Origin of the sequence: Nocardia cyriacigeorgica, from assembly GCF_010858045.1 — a bacterium.
Classification (GTDB): domain Bacteria; phylum Actinomycetota; class Actinomycetes; order Mycobacteriales; family Mycobacteriaceae; genus Nocardia; species Nocardia cyriacigeorgica_E.
In genome coordinates this window covers 141,330-161,384 of the sequence record NZ_JAAGVC010000003.1, presented here as the reverse complement: position 1 = coordinate 161,384, position 20,055 = coordinate 141,330, and the positions used below count along the sequence as shown (strand labels likewise).

The window sequence follows — 20,055 nt, the reverse complement described above, 5'->3', positions numbered from 1 at the left end:
GCCCGTTCGGCGACAAACCACCGGACAGGCAGCTGTCCGCCGATGCCCTGGTGGCGGGCGTCTCGATTGTTTCGGCGAACCCGGGGTACTCGGCCAGTGTCACCATCCGGACACTCACCCCGGATCATCGACCGGAAGGAGAACGCGATGGCAGCCGGGCCCGACGATTCGACCAGGGGTTTCCACCGGGACTCCCCGCACGTTCCCGAACATCATTTCCCGGACGACACCCGAACCACCCGCGCGCATGCGGGCGAGGCGATGGAGGACGTGCGCAACTGGCCGGGCATCGTGATGTGCGCGCTCGGGTTGGTGGCCGTCGCGCTGACCTTGACCGCGGCGGGCTACGGCTATGAGGGCTGGGCGATCGTCGGCGGTATCGCCGCGGCCGTCCTGCTGATCGGCGGTGTGGCCGTTATCGCGCTCGAACATCGCCGGGTGAAGGCGATGCACGGGCACAAGCTCACCGACCAGCAGGGTCACTGACCGTTTGCCGCCGTGCGCCGGGCCGGCTCAGGTGGGGCCAGGACCGCCCACCGGTACCAGCGCCACGGTGATGTTGTCGCCGCCGCCGCACGCCACCGCGTAATCGGCCAGATCCCTGGCCGCGAGGGCGGGCGGCTTCGCCGTGGCTATCGCGGCCAGCGCGACCGGATCGGGCAGATAGTTCCACAGTCCGTCGCTGCACAGCAGCAGCACGCCGGGGCCGGCGCACCGGAAGCTCTGCACGCTGCGGGTCGACCACGGTTGCTGGTCGTAGTCGGCGCCGAGCCAGCGCAGCAAGGTATGCGCGCGCGGGTCGTTCATGGCGGCGGCTTCGTCCATGGCACCGGCGTCGACGAGGGCCTGGGCCCAGGAGTCGTCGAAGGTGAGCCGCCGGGAGGCGGGTTCGGCGTCGTGGTCGGTGTCACCGGGGACCAGCCAGTAGGCCCGGCTGTCGCCGACGTTGGCGACGGTGATCGTGGCGTTGCCTGCGCCGTCGTCGTGCACGATGGCGCCGACGTAGGTGCACGAGGGTGAGTCGCCGTCGATCGCGGCGATAGCGCGGACCGCGGCCACGGCGGCGGCCAGGCCCGCGGTGGCCGCTTCGTCGTCGGGTCTGCCCTCGGCCAGCGCGGCCAGGCAGGCGTCGACGCCGGTGCGTGCGGCGGTGCCGGACGCGGCTTGCGGATTCGGTGACGACGACACGCCATCACACACCACGGCCACCGTGGCGGGCGCACGGCCGGGCGCGGGCACACCCACGCCCGCAGCCACCGCGTCCTCGTTACGTGCGTGTGCCACACCGCGATCGGTCACCAGCGCGACGGCGCCGAGGTCGGCCTCGAACCGGTCCGGCGGGCCGGGCACATGGGCGCGACCGGGATGGGCCGGTCGCGGGTCCGGCTCGGCCGCGGCCTCCGCGTGCGGTAAGGCGACGCGCCGCACCGGCTCCGCACCTCCGCCCGCCTCGGGGGTCTGCGCGGGCGCGGGGATCGGGGTGGTCAGAAACTCCGAGCTGCCCAGGCCCGCACCGGCTTCCGGGCTCACCTGCGCACCGCCGCGCGCGCCGCGCCACCGGCACGTCGTCCACGCAGTGGTAAACCCCTGCTGTCCCTGCGGCTGTTCACCGATTCCCCAGGCTGCACCGCGCCCCCCTTCTGATCATGGTTGTCGATCGACGATAGTACGGGAGCGGTGACCGGGTGTGCCCACAGATCGCCACGATGGGTCCGCGCGGTATTCCGGGCGGATCAGCCGCGCTCGCGCACGGCTGTGACGGCCTTGCGCGCTGCCACCAGTACCGGGTCCCAGACCGGCGAGAACGGCGGCGCGTATCCGAGATCCAGCGCCGTCATCTGCTCGACGGTCAGCCCGGCCGTGAGCGCGACCGCGGCGATATCGACGCGTTTGCCCGCACCCTCCCGGCCGACGATCTGCACACCGAGCAGCCGGCCGGTGCGGCGTTCGGCGAGCATCTTCACCGTCATCGGTTCGGCACCGGGGAAATAGCCGGAGCGGCTGGTCGATTCGATGGTGACGCTCACGTATTGCAGGCCGATGGCGCGAGCGTCCTTCTCCCGCAGTCCGGTGCGCGCCACCTCGAGATCGCAGACCTTGCTCACCGCGGTGCCGACCACGCCGGGGAAGGTCGCGTAGCCGCCGCCGATATTGGCGCCGATGATCTGGCCGTGTTTGTTGGCGTGGGTGCCGAGGGCGATGTGCCGGTCGACGCCGGAGACCAGGTCGAGCACCTCGACGCAGTCGCCGCCGGCCCAGATGTCGTCACGGCCGCGCACCCGCATGGACAGATCGGTCAGCAGGCCGCCGTGTTCGCCCAGCGGCAGTCCCGCGGCCTCGGCGAGGGTGGTCTCCGGCCGCACGCCGATGCCGAGAACCACCACGTCGGCGGGATATTCGGCCTGTGCGGTGACGACCGAGCGCGCGCGGCCTGCGGCATCGGTGCCGATGGCGGTGACCTCGGCGTTGCCGACGACCTTGACGCCCATGCCGCCCATCGCGGTGCGCACCAGCGCGCCCATGTCCGGATCCAGCGTCGACATCGGCTCGGGACCGCGGTTGATCAGGGTGACCTCGAAGCCGCGGTTGATCAGCGCCTCGGCCATCTCGACCCCGATGTAGCCGGCGCCGACCACGACCGCGCGCCTGCTCTCGGCGCGTTCGAGGGTATCGATGAGCGCCTGGCCGTCGTCGAGGGTCTGCACGCCGTGCACGCCCTCGGCGTCGATGCCCGGTAGCGGCGGGCGAATGGGGCGGGCGCCGGTGGCGAGGACGAGTTTGTCGTAGTCGGTCCAGGATTCGGCGCCCGAATCCAGCTCACGTGCGCGCACCCGGCGCCGATCGATATCGATGTCGACCACCTCGGTGCGCATGCGCAGATCGATATCGCGGGCCCGATGCTCCTGCGGCGTGCGCGCGATCAACGCGTCGCGATCGGTGACATGGCCGCCCACCCAATACGGAATGCCGCAGGCGGAGTAGGAGGCGAAATGCCCGCGCTCGAACACGACGATCGACAACTCGCCCGGCCCGCGCATCCGGCGCGCCTGCGAGGCGGCCGACATGCCCGCCGCGTCACCGCCGATGATCACCAGTCGCTCGCTCATACGGCCACGCTACCGAGCGGGCGCTGCCGTCGACGGCATTCGGCGTGCCACCGGTGGATGGTGCGCGCGCACGACGGCGCCGGCCGCCTCCCGCAGGACGCGACCGGCGCCGGATATCGAATCAGGCCGTGCGCGTACCGATCAGCGGCAGCCGTTCGGCGGCCTTGCCGAGCACACCGCGCGGGCTGGACGGCCGCAGACCGGTCACCGTGCCGCCCGAGGCGTCGGTGAATTCGAGCGCGTCGTCCTCGACGGGGCTGTTCCGCAGGTAGGCGCGGTCGCGGTAGTAGTTGTTGATCACCTTCCACGGCCCGCGCGCACCCTGGCGCGGCATGACGCCGTCGCCGCGCTGGATGTAGCCCGAGGTCAGGGCACCGCCCATGAGCGAATCAGTGGACCGATCGGCCTCATCAGCGCGCGGAACGACCTGGGTGAAGCCCTTGTCGCGCATGTAGTTCAGCAGCTTGCAGAAGTACTCGGCGGCGAGATCGGCCTTCAGCGTCCAGGAGGCGTTGGTGTAACCGAGCACGACCATCGCGTTGGGCACGCCCTCGAGCAGGGCACCCTTGTAGAGCACGCGATCCCGGGTGGCCACCGGTTCGCCGTCGACCTCGAGGGCCGCGCCGCCGAGCATCTGCACGTTGAGGCCGGTGGCGCTGATGATGATGTCGGCGGGCAGCTCCTCGCCCGAGGAGAGTTTGATGCCGGTCTCGGTGAAGGTCTCGATGGTGTCGGTGACGATCGAGGCCTCACCCGACTTCAGCACCTTGAACAGGTCGCCGTTGGGCACCACGCACAGCCGCTGATCCCACGGGTTGTACTTCGGCGTGAAGTGGCGCATGTCGACATTCGGGCCGACCGCGAGACGCACCGCCGACAGCAGCAGTTTGCGGGCCACGTCGGGCTGCTTGCGCGACAGCTCGTAGGTGGCGCGCTGCAGGGCGATATTGCGGGCGCGGCCCAGCTTGTAGGTCAGCGCGGCGGGAATGCGGGCGGCGTTGAATCCGACCGAGACCGGGTCGTCGCTGGGGATGGCCGCGATGTAGGTGGGCGAGCGCTGGAGCATCGTGACGTGCTCGGCATCGGGTGCCATGGCCGGGATCAGCGTGATCGCGGTGGCGCCGGAGCCGATGACGACCACGCGCTTGCCCGTGTAGTCCAGGTCCTCGGGCCAGTGCTGCGGGTGCACCAGCCGGCCGCCGAAGCGTTCCTGACCGGGGAAGGTGGGCTGGTAGCCCTTGTCGTAGTCGTAGTAGCCGGTGCAGCCGATGAGGAAATTGCTGGTGTGGATCTCGGTCTCGCCGGTTTCCTCGTTGAGCGCTTCGACCGTCCACTGGCCGGCCTCGCTGGACCAGCTCGCCTTCACCATCTTGCGGCCGAAGCGGATGTGCTCGGTGACGCCGTATTCGGCGGCGGTCTCCTCGACGTAGCGGCGGATGCTCGGTCCATCGGCCAGCACCTTGGTCCCGGTCCAGGGCCGGAAGCCGTAGCCGAAGGTGAACATGTCCGAATCGGAGCGGATGCCCGGGTAGCGGAACAGATCCCAGGTGCCGCCGATGGCGGTGCGCCGCTCCAGGATGGCGAAGCTGCGTCCGGTCTGCTCCTTGGCCAGATGGCAGGCCGCGCCGATTCCGGACAGGCCAGCGCCGATGATCAATACGTCGACATGCCGCGTCATGAGTTCCTCGTCTGGTCGCACCCGGACGCCTTCGTCCGGGTTCCATCTGACTTTACACTTAGTCAGATGCCTGGAATCATGACAGAATGTCGGCCGTGAGTCCAGCACGCGTCTACGGGGGCCTGACCGCCGAGCAGCGACACGATCAACGTCGCGCCCGGTTGATCGAGGCCGCCACCCTGCTGCTGGGCACCCGCGGCGCCGCCGAGACCACGGTCACGGCCGTCTGCGCGGAGGCCAAGCTGACCTCGCGGTACTTCTACCAGCACTTCAGCGACCGCGACGCGCTGCTGCGCGCGGTGGCGGTGGAGTTGGAATCCATCCTGCGCCGCGAGGTGGAACTGGCCGCACCCGCCGATGGGGCCGCACCGGATGAAGTGGCCAGGGCGACGGTCGGTGCGTTCGTCCGGATGATCGCCGACGATCCGGTGATGGCGCGGATCCTGTTCATCGAATCCGCGGCCGAACCGGTCATGCGCGAGCTGCGCAGCGAGATCATGACCCGGTTCACCGACTTGGTGCTCGCCCATGCCCGGCGCTACCTGCATCTGGCCGAATCCACCATCGCGGTGGCACATCTGGGATCGACGCTGGCCGTCGGTGGCCTGTTCGAGGTGCTGCGGCGCTGGCTGGACGGCGAACTGGACTTCGATGCCGAGCAGATCATCGAGCACAGTGCGGGCCTGTTCGGGTTCCTGGCCGCCTATGTGAGCGTCGTGCAGCCGGATTAAAACCGCGCTGGTTGCAACCCGTGACGCGGCGCTGCCCGCATTCGACGATGAGCGGATGAGCCTGTCGTTTCATTGGTTCCTGCCCACCTACGGCGACTCCCGCGGTCTCATCGCGGGCGGTCACGGTACCGCCATGTCCGGTGACCGGCCGGCCAGCCTGCGCTATCTGAATCAGATCGGCGCCGCCGCCGAGGACAACGGCTTCGAAGCTGTGCTGACCCCGACCGGCGCGTGGTGCGAGGACGCCTGGCTGACGACCGCCATGCTGGTCGAGACCACCGAGACCTTGAAGTTCCTGGTCGCGTTCCGGCCCGGGTTGATCAGCCCCACCCTGGCCGCGCAGATGGCGGGCACTTTCCAGCGCCATTCGCGTGGACGGCTGCTGCTGAACGTGGTGACCGGCGGCGAACCGCATGAGCAGCAGGCCTACGGCGATTTCCTCGACAAGACCCAGCGCTATGCCCGAACCGGCGAATTCCTCGATGTCGTCCGGCAATTGTGGACCTCGGCCGAGCCGGTGAGCTTCGACGGCGAGCACATCCAGGTGCGCGAAGCGCTCCTGAACAATCGTCCCGACCCGGTGCCGCCGATCTTCTTCGGCGGCTCCTCCGCACCGGCGGGCCCGGTGGCCGCCCGGTATGCCGACACCTATCTCACCTGGGGTGAGCCGCTGCTGGCGGTGAGCCGCAAGCTCGAGTGGATCCGCGGGCTGGCCGCCGAGCGGGGACGCAGGCTCGATTTCGGGCTGCGCATCCACGTCATCAGCCGCGATACGTCCGAGGAAGCCTGGGCCGAGGCCGATCGGCTGCTCGCCGGCATCGATCCGGCCGACGTCGAACGGGTGCAGGCCAATCTCGCGCGCAGTGAGTCCGAGGGGCAGCGGCGGATGCTCGAACTGCACGGCGGGCGCACCGACCGGCTCGAGATCGCGCCCAATCTCTGGGCCGGTGTCGGACTGGTGCGCGGCGGTGCGGGCACCGCACTGGTCGGCTCCCACGCCGAAGTGGCCGAGCGGATCGCCGAATACGCCAGGCTCGGCATCGACCACTTCATCCTGTCCGGGTATCCGCACCTGGAAGAGGCGTACTGGTTCGGCGAAGGGGTGCTGCCGATCCTGGAACGCAAGGGGCTGTGGCGGCATCCGAACCGGCGCGAATTCGCGTCCACCGGGACACCTTTCGCGGCCTCGGCCAGTAGCTGAGGGGCCGGGAACGGCAGTCGGTGCAGATGTGCACCGACTGCCGTCTCGTATCGACGGCTGGTCGATCCGCACCGCGGGGAGACCGAATCCGGCGAAATGCCACCACGATCCCCGGCGACCTCACCCCATTTCACCAGGGGGGCCAGCGATTTCGCGGGTGCGTCCACCCCCGATTCCGGCAGCACACGCAACGACGCACCGTGTGCACGCGGGTCGGCGCAGCCGGCTGCCACTGCTCATTTCCCACCCACGGTAACGCCGCAGCAACCGTCCTAGCATGAGCCAGCTCCACGGCGCTTGACAGGACATGAACTTGAGCAGTAGCACCCCGACCAGCCCGCATCCACGAACACGTCGCCGCTCGGCTGGATCGTCGCGCACCCTCGCCACGCTGTTGACCACGGCGGTCGAGCGGGACCCCGACGGCATCGCCGTGGTGAGCGGAGACGTCGCTCTTCGCTACCGCGACGTGGACGAACAATCCACCCGGCTGGCTCGCATGCTGTTGTCCCGGGGAGCCGGCCCGGAGTCGACGGTCGCGATAGTTCTGTCGCGCTCGGTCGAGTCGATCATCGCGGTGTGGGCCGTGGCCAAGACCGGCGCCGCCTTCGTGCCGGTCGACGCGAGCTACCCCGCCCATCGCATCGACTATCTCCTCGACGACTGCGGCGCCGTGCTGGGAATCACCGATCGTTCGGCGCACGACCAACTCCCGGCCGATATCGCCTGGGTGGTCCTCGACGACGCCTCGGCAATGGCCGAGATCGCGGCCCAGTCCACCGCCGCTGTGTCCTATCAGGACCGGCCCACTCGCCTCGGCGCCGCCAATATCGCGTATGTCATCTACACCTCCGGATCCACCGGGCAACCCAAGGGCGTCGAGGTCTCCCACAGCGGGCTCGCCGAGCTGTGCGCGGAGCTCACCCAGCGGTACCGCGTCACCGCCGACGCTCGCACACTGCACTTCGCCTCGCCGAGCTTCGACGCCTCCATCCTCGAGCTCCTGCTCGCTGTGGGATCGAGTGCCACCATGGTGATCGCGTCCCCGTCGATCATCGGCGGCAACGAACTGGCAAGCCTCATCGCCACGACCGGCGTCACGCACGCGTTCCTGACGCCCTCCGTCCTGGCCTCCCTCGACCCCGCGGGGCTGGAGTCGCTGCGGGTCGTCGTCGTAGGCGGTGAGCCGTGCCCGGCAGGTCTGGTCCGCGAGTGGGCGGATGCGGGCCGGCAGTTCTACAACGCGTACGGCCCCACCGAGACCACGGTCGTCGCGACCATGAGTGATCCGCTGCTCCCTGGCCGACCCGTGAGCATCGGGTCGGCGATCGGCCGCACCCGCTGCTATGCCCTGGACTCACGACTACGACTGGTGGGCGAAGGCCAGATCGGCGAGCTGTACGTCTCCGGTCCGTCGGTCGCGCGCGGCTACCACGAGCGTCGCGGTCTGACGGCGCAGCGATTCGTCCCGGATCCCTACGGCGCGCCGGGCGAACGGATGTACCGCACCGGTGATCTCGTGCGACGAACAGCCGAGAGCGAATTCGAGTATCTCAGCCGGGTCGACGACCAGATCCAGGTGCGCGGCGCACGCATCGAGTTGGGTGAGATCGACGCGACGCTGACCCGGCTGGACGGAGTCCGGACCGCGGTGACCGTCGATTTCCGCTCGGCGTCCGGTGAGACGATCCTGGCGGCGTTCGTGCAGCCGGAACCTGGCCGTACGCTCGAGGCGGCACAACTGTCGGATGCCTTGACCGAGCTGTTGCCGCGGCATCTGTTGCCGAACGCGATCCACCTGGTCAACACGATTCCGACGACGCCTTCCGGCAAGGCCGACCGAGCGGCATTGCGCGCGGACGCGACTGCCGCCTCCGGCTATCGCGCTCCTTCCGGTGTGGGCGAGGATCTGGTGGCCGACGCCTTCGCCAGGGTGCTCGGCCGGCGCATCGGAGCCGAAACGGACTTCTTCACCGCCGGCGGCAATTCGCTGCTGGCCACCCAGGTCACCGCGGTGTTGACCGATATCTGGGGTACCAGGATTCCGCCGCGGCTGCTGTTCGACCACCCGACGGTGGCGAGCTTGGCGAAAGCGTTGCGCACCCAGGTGTTCGACGTGTCTCGTCCACCGTTGCGCGCCGCGGCCCGCCCGCAGCGCGTGCCGCTGTCGCCGGCGCAAGTGCGGTTCTGGCTGCGCAACCAGTTCGACACCGACTCGGCGGTCGACAATCTGGGCTTCGCCCTCGCCCTCTCCGGCGAGCTGGATGTCTCGGCGTTGCGGGCGGCATTCGCCGATGTCCTGGCCCGCCACGAATCGCTGCGGACCAGGTATCCCGCCGACGCGGCGGGACCGTTCCAGCAGGTGCTCGACCCGGGTGCGGCCGAAATCGGTCTTCCGGTCACCGCCGTCGCGGCCGCCGCGTCATCGGCAGAGGTCTCCGAACGAGTCCACCAATTGCTGTGGCGCGGCTTCGATGTCGCCGCCGAGGTGCCGGTTCGGGTCGCATTGCTGCGCGCCGACGACGGATACATCCTCGTGTGCGCCATGCACCACATTTGTGCCGACGGATCGTCGTTGGCGCCGCTCGCGCGCGACATCACCGCGGCCTACGCCGCACGCTGCGCGGGCACGGCTCCGGCGTGGCGCCCACTGCCGGTCCAGTACGCCGATTACGCGTTGTGGCATCAGGATCTGCTCGGCGCACGGGAGGATCCCGATTCACTGCTGGCACGGCAACTGTCGTACTGGACAGCGGAGCTCGACGGCCTGCCCGAGGGCCTCGATCTGCCGATGGACCGTCCACGACCGGCGGTGGCGTCATTGAAAGGTTCGGCTGTGCAGCGCATCGCCGACGCCGAACTGCACCGCGGCTTGGTCACCGTCGCGCGCAAGCATCGCGCGACCGTCTTCATGGTGATGCGCACCGCCCTGGCGGTGATGCTGGCACGGCTGTCCGGGTCGACCGATATCGCGATCGGCGTGCCGATGACCAACCGCGGCGAGTCCGCGCTCGATGACGTGGTGGGGATGTTCGTCAATACCACCGTCTCGCGTACCCGCATCGATCCCGGCGAACGATTCACGGCATTGCTGGACCGCACCCGTGAACGCGACCTGGTCAACTTCGCGCATTCGGATGTGCCGTTCGAACAGGTCGTCGACGCCGTCGGCCCCAACCGGTCGCCCGGTCGCCATCCCCTCTATCAAGTGGGATTCGCCTTCCAGAACTTCGCCGAAGCCGAACTCGAGCTGTCGGAGGTCCAGTTCTCCGCTTTCGAGGTGGATACGCGAACGTCGAAAACAGATTTGCACATCGCAGTGGTCGACACCCGGGCGGACGACGGAAGCCCCGGCCCCATCGCGGTTCGCTTCACCTATGCGACAGATCTCTTCGACGAGTCGACCGTTCGACGGTTCCTCGACACCTACCTGCATCTGCTGCAGCAGATCGCCGACCGTCCAGGGACGCCGGTGAGCGAGCTCGACATCATCGGCCCCGCCGACCGGCTTTCCCTGCGCGAGTGGTCCTCCGGCGACGCGCGCCCGGTCGGCACGCACCGGTTGACGGCTCCCATCTGGCAACGGGCGCGGCAGACACCGGATGCCGTGGCCGTGATCTGCGGTACGGAATCGGTGACCTACCGGCAGCTCCACGACCGGACGCACCGGCTGGCGCGCTGGTTGATCGGCCACGGTGTCGGGCCGGAGGACATCGTCGCCGTGGCGATGCGCCGCTCGATCGACCAGGTGGTGGCGTTCTGCGCGATCGTCGAGGCGGGCGCGGCCTGGGTACCCATCGACCCCGGACATCCGGCCGAGCGGATCGGGCATGTGCTCGAATCCGCGTCACCGCGTTGCGTGTTGACCACGTCTGCCGACGACTTCGCCGCACCGGACGGTGTGGCCGCGTACGCCGTCGACCGGCTGGAGTTGTCGTCGCTGAGCGCGGCGCCGATCTCCGATGCCGAGCGCGTGGCCGGCACGCACGGTGAGCAACCCGCGTACGTCATCTACACCTCCGGCTCCACCGGCCTCCCCAAGGGCGTGGTCATCAGCCACACGGCCATCGTCAATCAGCTCGCGTGGATGACCGATCGGTACCGCATCGACCGCACCGACAGTTATCTTCAGAAGACTCCCGCGACGTTCGACGTGTCGTTGTGGGGGTACTTCCTGCCGCTGTGGGCGGGCGCCGAGCTCGTGCTCGCTGGACCCGAGGACCATCGTGACCCGGCGGCGCTGTGCCGTCTGATCGCGCGGCATCGCTGCACGCTCACCGACTTCGTCCCGTCCATGCTGACGGTGTTCGCAGCGCACGCCGAGCCGGCCGACCTCGCCACACTTCGCGCGGTGTTCGTCATCGGCGAAGCCTTGCCCCCGGAAACCGCACGCGCCTTCGCCGCCCGCTGCCACGCCGAACTGCACAACCTGTACGGGCCGACGGAAGCGGCGGTCAGCATCACCGAACATCAGCTCACCTCGGCCGACCTGGTGGGCGCGCAGGTTCCGATCGGTGTTCCGCAGTGGAACAGTCACGTCCTCGTGCTCGATGGGCGGCTTCGGCCGGTGCCGGTCGGTGTGACGGGTGAGCTCTACTTGGCCGGTGGACAACTCGCCCGCGGGTATCACGCGGCCGCTCAGCTCACCGCCGGCCGATTCGTCGCGCACCCGCTCGGCGAACCCGGTGCGCGCATGTACCGGACCGGGGATCTGGTGCGCTGGAACGCGGGCGGACGGCTGGAGTACCTCGGCCGCACCGACTTCCAGGTCAAGCTGCGCGGCCAGCGGATCGAGCTGGGTGAGATCGAAACGGCGTTGCTCGCCGAGCCCGCGGTAGCACAAGCCGTCGTCACCATGCGCCCCTCCGACGCAGGTGATCGTCTCGTCGCCTACGTCGTCGCGGCGGCCGGCACCGCCATCGACCCCGGTTCGTTGCGCAGCCAGGTGGCGCAACGGCTGCCGATGTATATGGTTCCCGCCGCGATCACGGTGCTCGATGCGTTGCCGACGAATTCCAGCGGCAAACTCGATCGTGCGGCGCTGCCCGAGCCGGTGCTCGCCGTGACCACCTACGCCCGGCCACGGACACCGCTCGAAGAGCAGATCGCTGAGGTTTTCCGGGAGGTGCTCGGCCTCGATGCGCTCGGCGTGGACGACGATTTCTACGAACTCGGTGGCTCATCGCTGCTGGCATTCACTCTGCACCAACGGTTGTCGGCCCGCATCGATCGCAGAGTTCCGATGTCGGCGCTGCTGTCCACCCCGACGGTCGGCGGCCTCGCCGCGCTGCTGGAAGGAAACGCCGAGCCCACACCGATACCCACGCCCACCGTGGACGCCGTCCTCGACGACGATATCGATGCGGCCGGCCGCAGTTCGGTGCGTCCGGGCCCGGTCCGCACCATCCTCGTGACGGGCGCGACCGGCTATCTGGGTGCGCATCTGTTGCGGGAACTGCTCGACCGCACCGAAGCCACCGTCCGCTGCCTGGTTCGCGCCCGTGACCGCGACGATGCCGCGGCCAGGATCAGATCGGCGCTGCAGCGCTACCGGCTGTGGGAGCACGCCTTCGCCGATCGCATCGTCGCGGTGCCCGGCGATCTCGCCGCCCCGATGCTCGGTCTCACCGAGGCCGAGTTCGACCGGCTCGCCGCGGACGTGGACGTGATCTACCACAACGGTGCGCGGGTCAACCACGTCGAACCGTACAGCCGGCTGCGGGCGGCGAATGTGGAAGGTACCCGGTGGATATTGCGCCTGGCCACCACCGGACGGGTGAAGCCGACGCACTTCGTGTCGACCATCGGCACCGCGGTCTCGGCGACCGCTCCGAGCGATGTCATCGACGAGACGATCCGCCTGCGCGCAGGCGAACTGCCCGACAGCGGCTATATCGCTTCGAAATGGGCTGCCGAGGAACTGATTCGGCAGGCGATCGCACGCGGCGTCCCCGCGACCATCTTCCGCCCGAGCACCGTGTGCGGTTCGGCAGCCCATGGCATCAACAACGAATCGGACTCGCTGTGGAGCCTGGTACGCGCGGCGGCGGTGTTGGGCATGGCACCCGAGGTCGCGGATGCGACGGTCTCGCTGGTCCCAGTGGACTATGTGGTCGGCGCTATCGTCGCGATCTCGCTGGATGCTCCCTCCCGGCACGTCTATCACCTGGTGAACAAGACGCCGGTGGCCCTCGCCGACATCTTCGACAGTCTGCGTGATCACGGGGTGCCGATCTCGACCACCGACCTGTCGACCGTGCTCGACGCTCTGGAACGCGAATCGGCGCTGCGCGCAGCCGCCGGGGACCAATCCCTGGTCCGTGCGGCACTGCTGCGATCCAGCGGGCTCGGCCCGACCCGGCACCTCGATTACCGCGATCAGCACACCGTCGCGGCATTGGCGCGCACCGGGATCAGGTGCACGACGGTCGATCGGTCGGTGATCGACACGTTCGTCGAGACGTTCATGGCTACCGGCTACCTGCCTGATCGCGTCGAGACGCCGGTTTGAGGTGCACGGTGACGAACTCGCGGGTTTACCGGCTTCGGTCGCCGTGACGGGGCCCGCCACCTGAGCTCACCTGCGCGAACGGTGATCTCGCGGTCCCGACACCGCCAGATTTTGGCAGTCGATGCATGCTTGCACAGCCTGCACGAGGGGATCGAAGATGGGCACTGGCACGCGGTGCATCCGCGGTTCCACGTGAATCACCACTCCCCCAAGCGGTTTCGCTGCTGCATGGATCGGGTCCGTCCGGCAGCGCCGGATGGGCCCGAATCGCGCGATCGCTTCTGGTCCCCCACCGGCATCCCTGCGTGGGGTTCCAACGATCGACTACCAGGGCAGTGGTCCCTCGCGGTCGAAGTACCCGCCGGTCGGACCGTCCGGGCCGAGGGTGGCCAGCCGGACGATGGCGTCGGTGCCCTCGGTGACGGTCTGGTGCCCGCTGTTGCCGTTCAGGTCGGTGGCGGTGTAGCCGGGGTCAGCGGCGTTCACCTGGATGCCGGGCAGGGCTCGGGCGTACTGGGAGGTGATCATGTTGAGGGCGGTTTTGGACGCCGTGTAACCGAGTCCGGGCATGGTCGATTCCAGCCGGGCCGGGTCGGAGGTGATGGCCAGCGAGCCCATGCCGCTGGACACCATGACGATGCGCGGCTGGGCCGAGGCACGCAGCAGCGGCAGGAACGCATGGGTGACCTCGATCGGCCCGAAGACATTGGTCTCGAAGACCTCTCGCACATCGGCGGCGACGGTGTCGGCGGGGCCGACCCACGGTCCGCCGATACCGGCATTGTTGATCAGCACATCCAAGTGCGGGGTCTGCTCGGCGACCGACTTCGCCGCCGCGGCGATCGATGCGGCGGAGGTGACATCCAGCGGAACGAAGCCGACATCGTGGCCCGCCGCGGTGAATTCGGCTGCGGCGGCCTGTCCGCGTTCGGTGTCACGGGCGCCGAGGAACACTCGCCACCCCAGTTCGGCCAGCCGCCGTACGGTTTCGCGGCCAAGCCCCTTGTTCGCCCCGGTGACCAGGGCTGTTGTCTTCGTCGTCGCGTTCATGCCTCCAGCGTGATTCGCGGCCGGCGTCGCGGGCAGGACCGCTCGATCCTGGGAGCGGCGGTACCACCCCGGCGTACGTCGTGCGCCTTCGAATCAGCGCCGGTAGGCAGGGATCAGCAGTACCACCCGATGCCCGGTCCGCTGCGGGATGATCGATGGATGGATCGCTCCGAACTCGCGGCACTGCTGCGCCAGGCCCGCGCCCGGATCCGTCCCGAAGACGTCGGGCTGCCCGCCGGCGCACGCCGACAGGTGTCGGGGCTGCGCCGGGAAGAGGTCGCGCAGCTGGCCGGGATGAGCGTCGATTATGTGGTCCGGCTCGAACAGGGGCGTGGACCGCGGCCCTCCCCGTCGGTGCTGGCGGCGCTGGCGCGGGCGCTGCGGCTCAGCGACGACGATCGCGATCTGCTGTTCCGGCTCGCGGGCAGCGAACCGCCCGGCGCCGACCGGATCGCGATGGTGGTGCGCGCGAGCGTGCTGCGCCTGGTGCTGGACCGGATGGCGGACCTACCGGCGCTCGTGCTCTCGGCCAAAAGCGATGTGCTGGCCTGGAATCCGATGGCAGCGGCGCTGCTCGGCGATTTCTCCCGCTGGCCACCGGCGCGCCGCAACATCATCTGGCAGGCCTTCCTCGGCACCGGACCCAACCGGGTGGTCCTGCCCCCCGAAGACATCGACACCATCACCACCACCTGGGTGGCCAGCCTGCACGCCGCCCGCGCCCGCTACCCATCCGACCCCGCGCTCGAACGCCTGATCACCGAACTGCGCACCGGTAGCCCGCACTTCGAACACCTCTGGGGCGAACGCCGTGCCGGCCACCTCCGCAACAGCCGCAAGACCATCGTTCATCCCGACCTCGGACGCCTCACTTTGGACTGCGACACCCTGCTGGTGCCCGACAGCGACCAGACCGTCGTCGTGTATTCGGCGGCCCCCGGCACCCCCGAGGCCGGGGCGCTCGAGCTGCTGCGGGTCACCGGGACCGAGGAGTTCACGCACCTCCGAGCCTGACCTCGGCCTGCCGGGTGCGCCCACTGCTGGAGGGCGCGTGGCCGACGATGGTGGCCGGGCGCGGGCCGACCCGGTCGCGGTGGATAGGGTCGAGTGGTGACCTGGACTGTCGGCTTCGACCTGGATATGACCCTGATCGACTCGCGGCCCGGTGTCGCGCGGGCGATCGATGTCGTGGCCGCGGAGTACGGGCTGGAATTGCATGGTAGTGAGCTGGCCGAGCGGCTCGGGCCGCCGATGGCGATGATCCTGGCCGACGCCGGTGCGCCAGAGGCGCTGATTCCGGCGCTGGTGAAGCGGTACCGCGGGCTCTACCCCGAGGTCATCGCCGATATTGCGGCCATGGCCGGAGCCGATGCGGCGATTGGTGCGGTGGCCGAGGGCGGTGGGCGCGTGCTCGTCGTGACCGGGAAACATCAGCCGCATGCCGAGCTGCACATCCGTCATCTCGGGTGGCCGATCGACATCGTCGCCGGGGATCTGTGGTCCGACGGTAAGGCGGTGGCCTTGCGGGAGCATGGTGCGCAGATTTTCGTCGGTGACCACGCCGGTGATATGCGTGGCGCCCGCGCGGCCGGTGCGTTCGGGGTGGGCGTCGCCACCGGGCCGTGCACCGCCGCGGAGCTCCGCGCCGCGGGCGCCGGCATCGTGCTGGACGATCTGACGGAGTTCCCGGGCTGGCTGGTGGAGTTCGCGGGCGCATCGACCACGCCGAGACATCCCTGAACGGAACGAGCACACACCGAACGAGCACACACCGCGTGCCGCCAGCGTTTCGCTCGACCGGCCCCATCGCGAAAGGCGGCCACCGCCGGGTGCCCAGCGCAGGTCCCCGCGAGCTCGCCGGTGCTACTCGCCCGGACCACCGCCAGCGGGTGCAGCCCCTACCATCTAAGTGACCTCACGGGTACCCGATGGGCTGTTTCGGGAGTGATACCGCTGGTCATCGACCTGACTCACTCGTCGTCGTCATCGTCGGAACGCCGATCGCGCGCCGGCGGCCACCACACCGCGGCCGCGATCACCGCGAGCGGCAACCCGATGGCGATGCCGAAGCCGACCGCGACGCTCACCACGCCGGCCCGATCACGGTCCAGCGGGCGAACGACAGCCGCGGGCACACTGTTTCGACATCGCACAGATGCATGATCGCGTCGAGGGACAACGGATCGACGTGGTGCGGCGCGGGCAGGATCACCGCATCCACCTCGGCCGCACGCACTTGCTCGACGAGCGGTAGGTGAGAGCCTTCCCTCCCCCACACCAGGATGTAGCCGAGCCGCCGCGCCAATCGCTGCATCTGCGCGGAATCCCACTCCGGTGCGGTGGTGATCTCCGGGTCGATCCACCCGAATGCCGTTGGTTGGTCACGCATCGCCTGCCCCCTCGGTCGAATGTTGGACTGCTCCCGCCGCCGAGGTCTGCCGACAGCCCGGCGGCGGGGCCTGGAATACATTCGCTACCGGTGGCTTCGGGGAGTACCAGTCGAGTAACAGTGCGGCCGTCCGGTCGCGCCCGCATCGGTACGCTCGACAGGGAACGACCTGAACTCCCCACCGATGGAGGGGCGCGGTGACAACTACCGGTGATCGGATCGCCGGCCTGCGTAAGCTCGCGGGCCTCAAACAAGTTCAGCTCGCACAACGAGCGCGCTACAGCGTGTCGATGGTTCGGGCCGTCGAACAAAATCGTGAACCAGCCTCGCCGGGCTTCGTTGCGGCTGTCGCGGGCGTGCTCGGTGTCGAACCCGAATACCTGACCGGGACTCCGTACTACGAGCTCATCGAGGAAGACGGGCCTCTCGAAGGACTTGCCGAGCTCCGTTCGGTACTCGCTGAAGGGCCGTATGTCCGGCCGATCGAGCCCGCGCCGCTGCCCGAGCTCGCGGCCGAGATGGCCGCGATCGACCTGGCCTACCGCAACGACAAGGGGCGCTGGGCGCTCGCGCGAATTCCGGTGCTGCTACGGCAGTTGTACGGCGCGCTACACGCCGCGCCCGACGGCGAGCGCGGCCCCGTGTTGTCGCTGCTGTGCGCCGCGCACGTGACCACTGAGCGCCTGTGCAGGCGTTTCGGCTTCACGAATCTGGCGCCCTCCGTGCTCGATCGGCTGGAATGGGCAGCCGCGCAAGCCGACGACCCGCTCTACGCCGCGCAGGCGAAGATCAAGCGCGCCCGTATCCTGATGTACCACAACGCGAACGACGTCGGCATGCCGCTCGTCGAGCAGGCCCTCGACATGATCGAGGGCGATACGCAGGCCGCGAATGCTGTCCGCGGATACGGGCATCTGTGCGGGGCGATCGTCGCCGCGCGCGGCATCCGACCCGATGTCGCCGCCGACCATCTCCGGCATGCGCAGGTGCTGGCTCCACGGATGCGCGGAGAATCGGACCTCTACGGGACCCTGTTCGGTCCGGCCAATGTCGGCATTCACTCCTGCGCCGTCGCGCTGGAATCGGGCGATCCGGACAGGGCCGCGCGCCAAGGTTCGGCACTCGAACTGCCCGCCGGCATTGCGCCTCCGCGCGCAGGCCACCACTGGCAAGACGTGGCGCGCGCCTGGGTGCTGGTCGGCCAGCCGGACAAAGCCCTCCGAGCGCTCTACACCGCCCGCGCCGCCGCTCCTCAGCAAACCCGCCTGCACCCCTCGGTCCGCGAGACCGTCTACGCCATCGCCTCCGCCCAGCGCCGCCGGTCCGACAACCTCCTCGGTTTCGCGCACTGGCTCGGGGCCAGTCTGTAGTTCGCACAGGTTCGGAGGACTTCGCACAAGTTGTGGCACCCCAGTTCTCGCCACACCCTGTGCGAGGTCGAAACAATGGCTGGGGGGAGCGGCGGCTCGGGGGACGTAGTGTGGGGGCGTGAGCGCCGATCCGTACTGGAATCACAACACGCATTACCATCCGTGGCTGATCGCGCAGGTGTCGGAGTCCGCTCGTACCGCGCTCGATGTGGGGTGTGGCGACGGGCTGCTGGCGGCGAAGCTCGCCGATCGCTGCGAATCGGTGCTCGGTGTCGATGTGGACGGTGGGATCATCGCCGAGGCGGCGGTTCCGGCGAATGTTCGTCTCGCGCAGGCGGATTTCCGGGAGCTGGACCAGACCTTCGATGTCGTGACGGCGGTGGCGACGCTGCATCATGTGCCGCTGGTCGAAGGGCTCACCGCGCTGCGCGATCTGGTCGCGCCGGGCGGCACGCTGGCCGTGGTCGGGCTGTGGAAGATGAGTATCGGCGCGGACGCCGCGTATCTTCCGCTGCTGCCCGCGATCTGGGCCATCGATAAACGCCACGGCGGCAGCCGGGGGCCGGGTTTCACCTGCCGCGATCCGGAGGACACGCTGCCGGAGATCCGCGCGGCGGCCGCCGACGTGCTGCCGGGCGCGCGGATCCGGCGCAGACTGATGTGGCGTTACACCCTGCTGTGGCGTAAACCCTCGTGATCAGCGCAGCTGTTCGATCACCGGGGCGAACGCGTCCATGTACGGTTCGAGCACCGTGATGTAGGAGATGCCGTACTGTTCGCGCCGTTCGCGCAGCCGCTGCGCCATCTCGGCCGGGGTCCCGAACAGCAGGGTCGGCAGCTCGTCGGGTGCGTCGCCGGGCAGGACGTGCCCGTATTCGTCCAGCAGGGCGGCGCGTTCGCTGGGCGGCACCACCGCCTGTACCAAGATGTTGAGTTCGACTCCATCGGCGCGCTCCCCCAGCAGCTCTCGCACGTACCGGACTCGCTCGGTAGTGGCTTCCACGCCGGCGAGCGTGAGTGCCCCACCTCCCCCGGACGCCGCACCGGTGAAGCCGACGATGTCGGCCTGGGTGGCGGCCAGCTTCAACAGCCGGTCGCCCCAGCCCGCGATGAGCAGCGGCGGCCCACCCGGCTGCACCGGCCGCGGCTGATACTCGGAATCCGCGAACAGCTTCCGCAGCGTGGCGACGGTGTTCTCGAGGTGGGCAACCCGCTGACCACCGGTGCCGAACGGGATGCCCGCCGCCTCGAACTCGGCCTGCACATAGCCCGCGCCGAGCCCGAGTTCGACGCGCCCGTCGGTGAACTGATCCACGCCGGCCACCTCGCGGGCCAGCAGCACCGGGTTGTAGAAGGGAGTGTTCAGGACGAACGTGTTGAGCCGGACCCGCTCGGTGGCTTCGGCGGCGAGCACGATCGTCGGGAACGGCGCGGGCAGCCCGAGATGATCGGCCACCCCGACCACGTCGTAGCCCTGTGCTTCGGCGCGGCGGCATTTGGCGACCCACGCCTGCCTCGACTCCGGGACCACCATGTTCACACCGAACCGGAACTCACGCTGTGTGCTCACTGCTCTTGTGTACCAGGACCGTCGGTGTGCGCCCGGAACTGGGAGGCCCGAGTCGTTCGCCGCAATATCTTCCGACGCGGCAACCGCACCCGGCTGAGCCGGCGCGAATCTGCTGACGGTGAACGGCCGGATCGCGTCAGCCGCCGCCGGCGGTCCCCATATCGGCGCAGCGTCGCCCGCCTCGCAGCCCGCCCGCGCCGCCCCTCTGCACAGGACGGCGCGGGCGGACGCAGGACGCCGGGTGCGCGAACCGCGATCAGCAGGCGACGCAGGCGGCGGCCACGCTCGCGCCCGACAACGCCGCCGCCGACGCGGCGACCCGGCCCGAGCGCCACCATGCGGAGACCCGCCGCGCGGCACCGGTATCGGTGTCCGCGCTACTCCCCTCCCGCCGGCGCAGCCGACGAAGCAATCCGAGCATCGCGACGATCAACGTTGCGGTGATCAT

At 69.3% G+C, this 20,055-nt stretch carries 15 protein-coding genes; 8 read left to right on the top strand and 7 right to left on the bottom strand.

Going from position 1 to position 20,055, the window contains the following annotated elements; translation table 11 throughout:
* Nucleotides 1–147 precede the first annotated feature (147 nt).
* Entirely contained in the window at nt 148–486 is a 339-nt protein-coding gene (locus tag GV790_RS04650; RefSeq protein WP_014351415.1) for a hypothetical protein, read from the top strand.
* A 27-nt stretch (nt 487–513) separates the two neighbouring features.
* Here the strand turns inward: GV790_RS04650 and GV790_RS04645 are convergent, their stop codons facing one another.
* The 3 genes from GV790_RS04645 to GV790_RS04635 form a co-directional block, all read right to left on the bottom strand.
* Nucleotides 514–1,530, bottom strand: coding sequence for a PP2C family protein-serine/threonine phosphatase (locus GV790_RS04645; RefSeq protein WP_163810826.1), 1,017 nt, complete (start codon nt 1,528–1,530; stop codon nt 514–516).
* A 203-nt stretch (nt 1,531–1,733) separates the two neighbouring features.
* Entirely contained in the window at nt 1,734–3,107 is a 1,374-nt protein-coding gene (locus GV790_RS04640; protein WP_163810824.1) for an FAD-dependent oxidoreductase, read from the bottom strand.
* Between the two features lie 121 nt (nt 3,108–3,228).
* On the bottom strand, nt 3,229–4,785 hold the full coding sequence (locus tag GV790_RS04635; protein ID WP_163810822.1) for a flavin-containing monooxygenase: 1,557 nt from the start codon (nt 4,783–4,785) through the stop codon (nt 3,229–3,231).
* A gap of 95 nt (nt 4,786–4,880) precedes the next feature.
* On the opposite strand from GV790_RS04635, the gene GV790_RS04630 reads away from it, so the two are divergent.
* The 3 genes from GV790_RS04630 to GV790_RS04620 all read left to right on the top strand — a co-directional run bounded on the left by GV790_RS04630 (nt 4,881) and on the right by GV790_RS04620 (nt 13,228).
* On the top strand, nt 4,881–5,516 hold the full coding sequence (locus tag GV790_RS04630) for a TetR/AcrR family transcriptional regulator (protein ID WP_375139367.1): 636 nt from the start codon (nt 4,881–4,883) through the stop codon (nt 5,514–5,516).
* 55 nt (nt 5,517–5,571) lie between these two features.
* On the top strand, nt 5,572–6,717 hold the full coding sequence (locus tag GV790_RS04625) for an LLM class flavin-dependent oxidoreductase (protein ID WP_163810817.1): 1,146 nt from the start codon (nt 5,572–5,574) through the stop codon (nt 6,715–6,717).
* A 313-nt stretch (nt 6,718–7,030) separates the two neighbouring features.
* Nucleotides 7,031–13,228: a non-ribosomal peptide synthetase gene (locus GV790_RS04620; protein WP_163810815.1), complete on the top strand. Its 6,198-nt coding sequence runs from the start codon at nt 7,031–7,033 to the stop codon at nt 13,226–13,228.
* Nucleotides 13,229–13,552: 324 nt separating this feature from the next.
* Here GV790_RS04620 and GV790_RS04615 read toward each other — a convergent pair whose 3' ends face one another.
* Nucleotides 13,553–14,278 (bottom strand): SDR family NAD(P)-dependent oxidoreductase, encoded by a 726-nt coding sequence (locus tag GV790_RS04615; RefSeq protein WP_163810813.1) that lies wholly within the window; start codon nt 14,276–14,278, stop codon nt 13,553–13,555.
* A gap of 159 nt (nt 14,279–14,437) precedes the next feature.
* Between GV790_RS04615 and GV790_RS04610 the strand changes: the two genes are divergently transcribed.
* Both GV790_RS04610 and GV790_RS04605 read left to right on the top strand, forming a co-directional pair.
* Nucleotides 14,438–15,292: a helix-turn-helix transcriptional regulator gene (locus GV790_RS04610; protein ID WP_163810811.1), complete on the top strand. Its 855-nt coding sequence runs from the start codon at nt 14,438–14,440 to the stop codon at nt 15,290–15,292.
* Between the two features lie 96 nt (nt 15,293–15,388).
* Nucleotides 15,389–16,018 (top strand): HAD family hydrolase, encoded by a 630-nt coding sequence (locus GV790_RS04605; protein ID WP_163810810.1) that lies wholly within the window; start codon nt 15,389–15,391, stop codon nt 16,016–16,018.
* 343 nt (nt 16,019–16,361) lie between these two features.
* Here the strand turns inward: GV790_RS04605 and GV790_RS04600 are convergent, their stop codons facing one another.
* The gene (locus tag GV790_RS04600) at nt 16,362–16,667 is read right to left on the bottom strand and encodes a hypothetical protein (protein WP_163810808.1); all 306 of its coding nucleotides are present in this window, start codon (nt 16,665–16,667) and stop codon (nt 16,362–16,364) included.
* A gap of 197 nt (nt 16,668–16,864) precedes the next feature.
* Between GV790_RS04600 and GV790_RS04595 the strand changes: the two genes are divergently transcribed.
* A complete protein-coding gene (locus GV790_RS04595) occupies nt 16,865–18,037 on the top strand; it encodes a helix-turn-helix domain-containing protein (RefSeq protein WP_163810806.1) in 1,173 nt (390 codons plus the stop codon).
* Between the two features lie 118 nt (nt 18,038–18,155).
* Nucleotides 18,156–18,734 (top strand): class I SAM-dependent methyltransferase, encoded by a 579-nt coding sequence (locus GV790_RS04590; RefSeq protein WP_163810804.1) that lies wholly within the window; start codon nt 18,156–18,158, stop codon nt 18,732–18,734.
* Here the strand turns inward: GV790_RS04590 and GV790_RS04585 are convergent, their stop codons facing one another.
* Nucleotides 18,735–19,607 carry an LLM class F420-dependent oxidoreductase gene (locus tag GV790_RS04585; protein WP_163810802.1) on the bottom strand — a complete coding sequence of 291 codons (873 nt, stop codon included), beginning with the start codon at nt 19,605–19,607 and terminating at the stop codon, nt 18,735–18,737.
* Nucleotides 19,608–19,863: 256 nt separating this feature from the next.
* Complete coding sequence (locus tag GV790_RS04580; RefSeq protein ID WP_163810800.1) at nt 19,864–20,055, bottom strand: hypothetical protein; 192 nt, start codon at nt 20,053–20,055, stop codon at nt 19,864–19,866.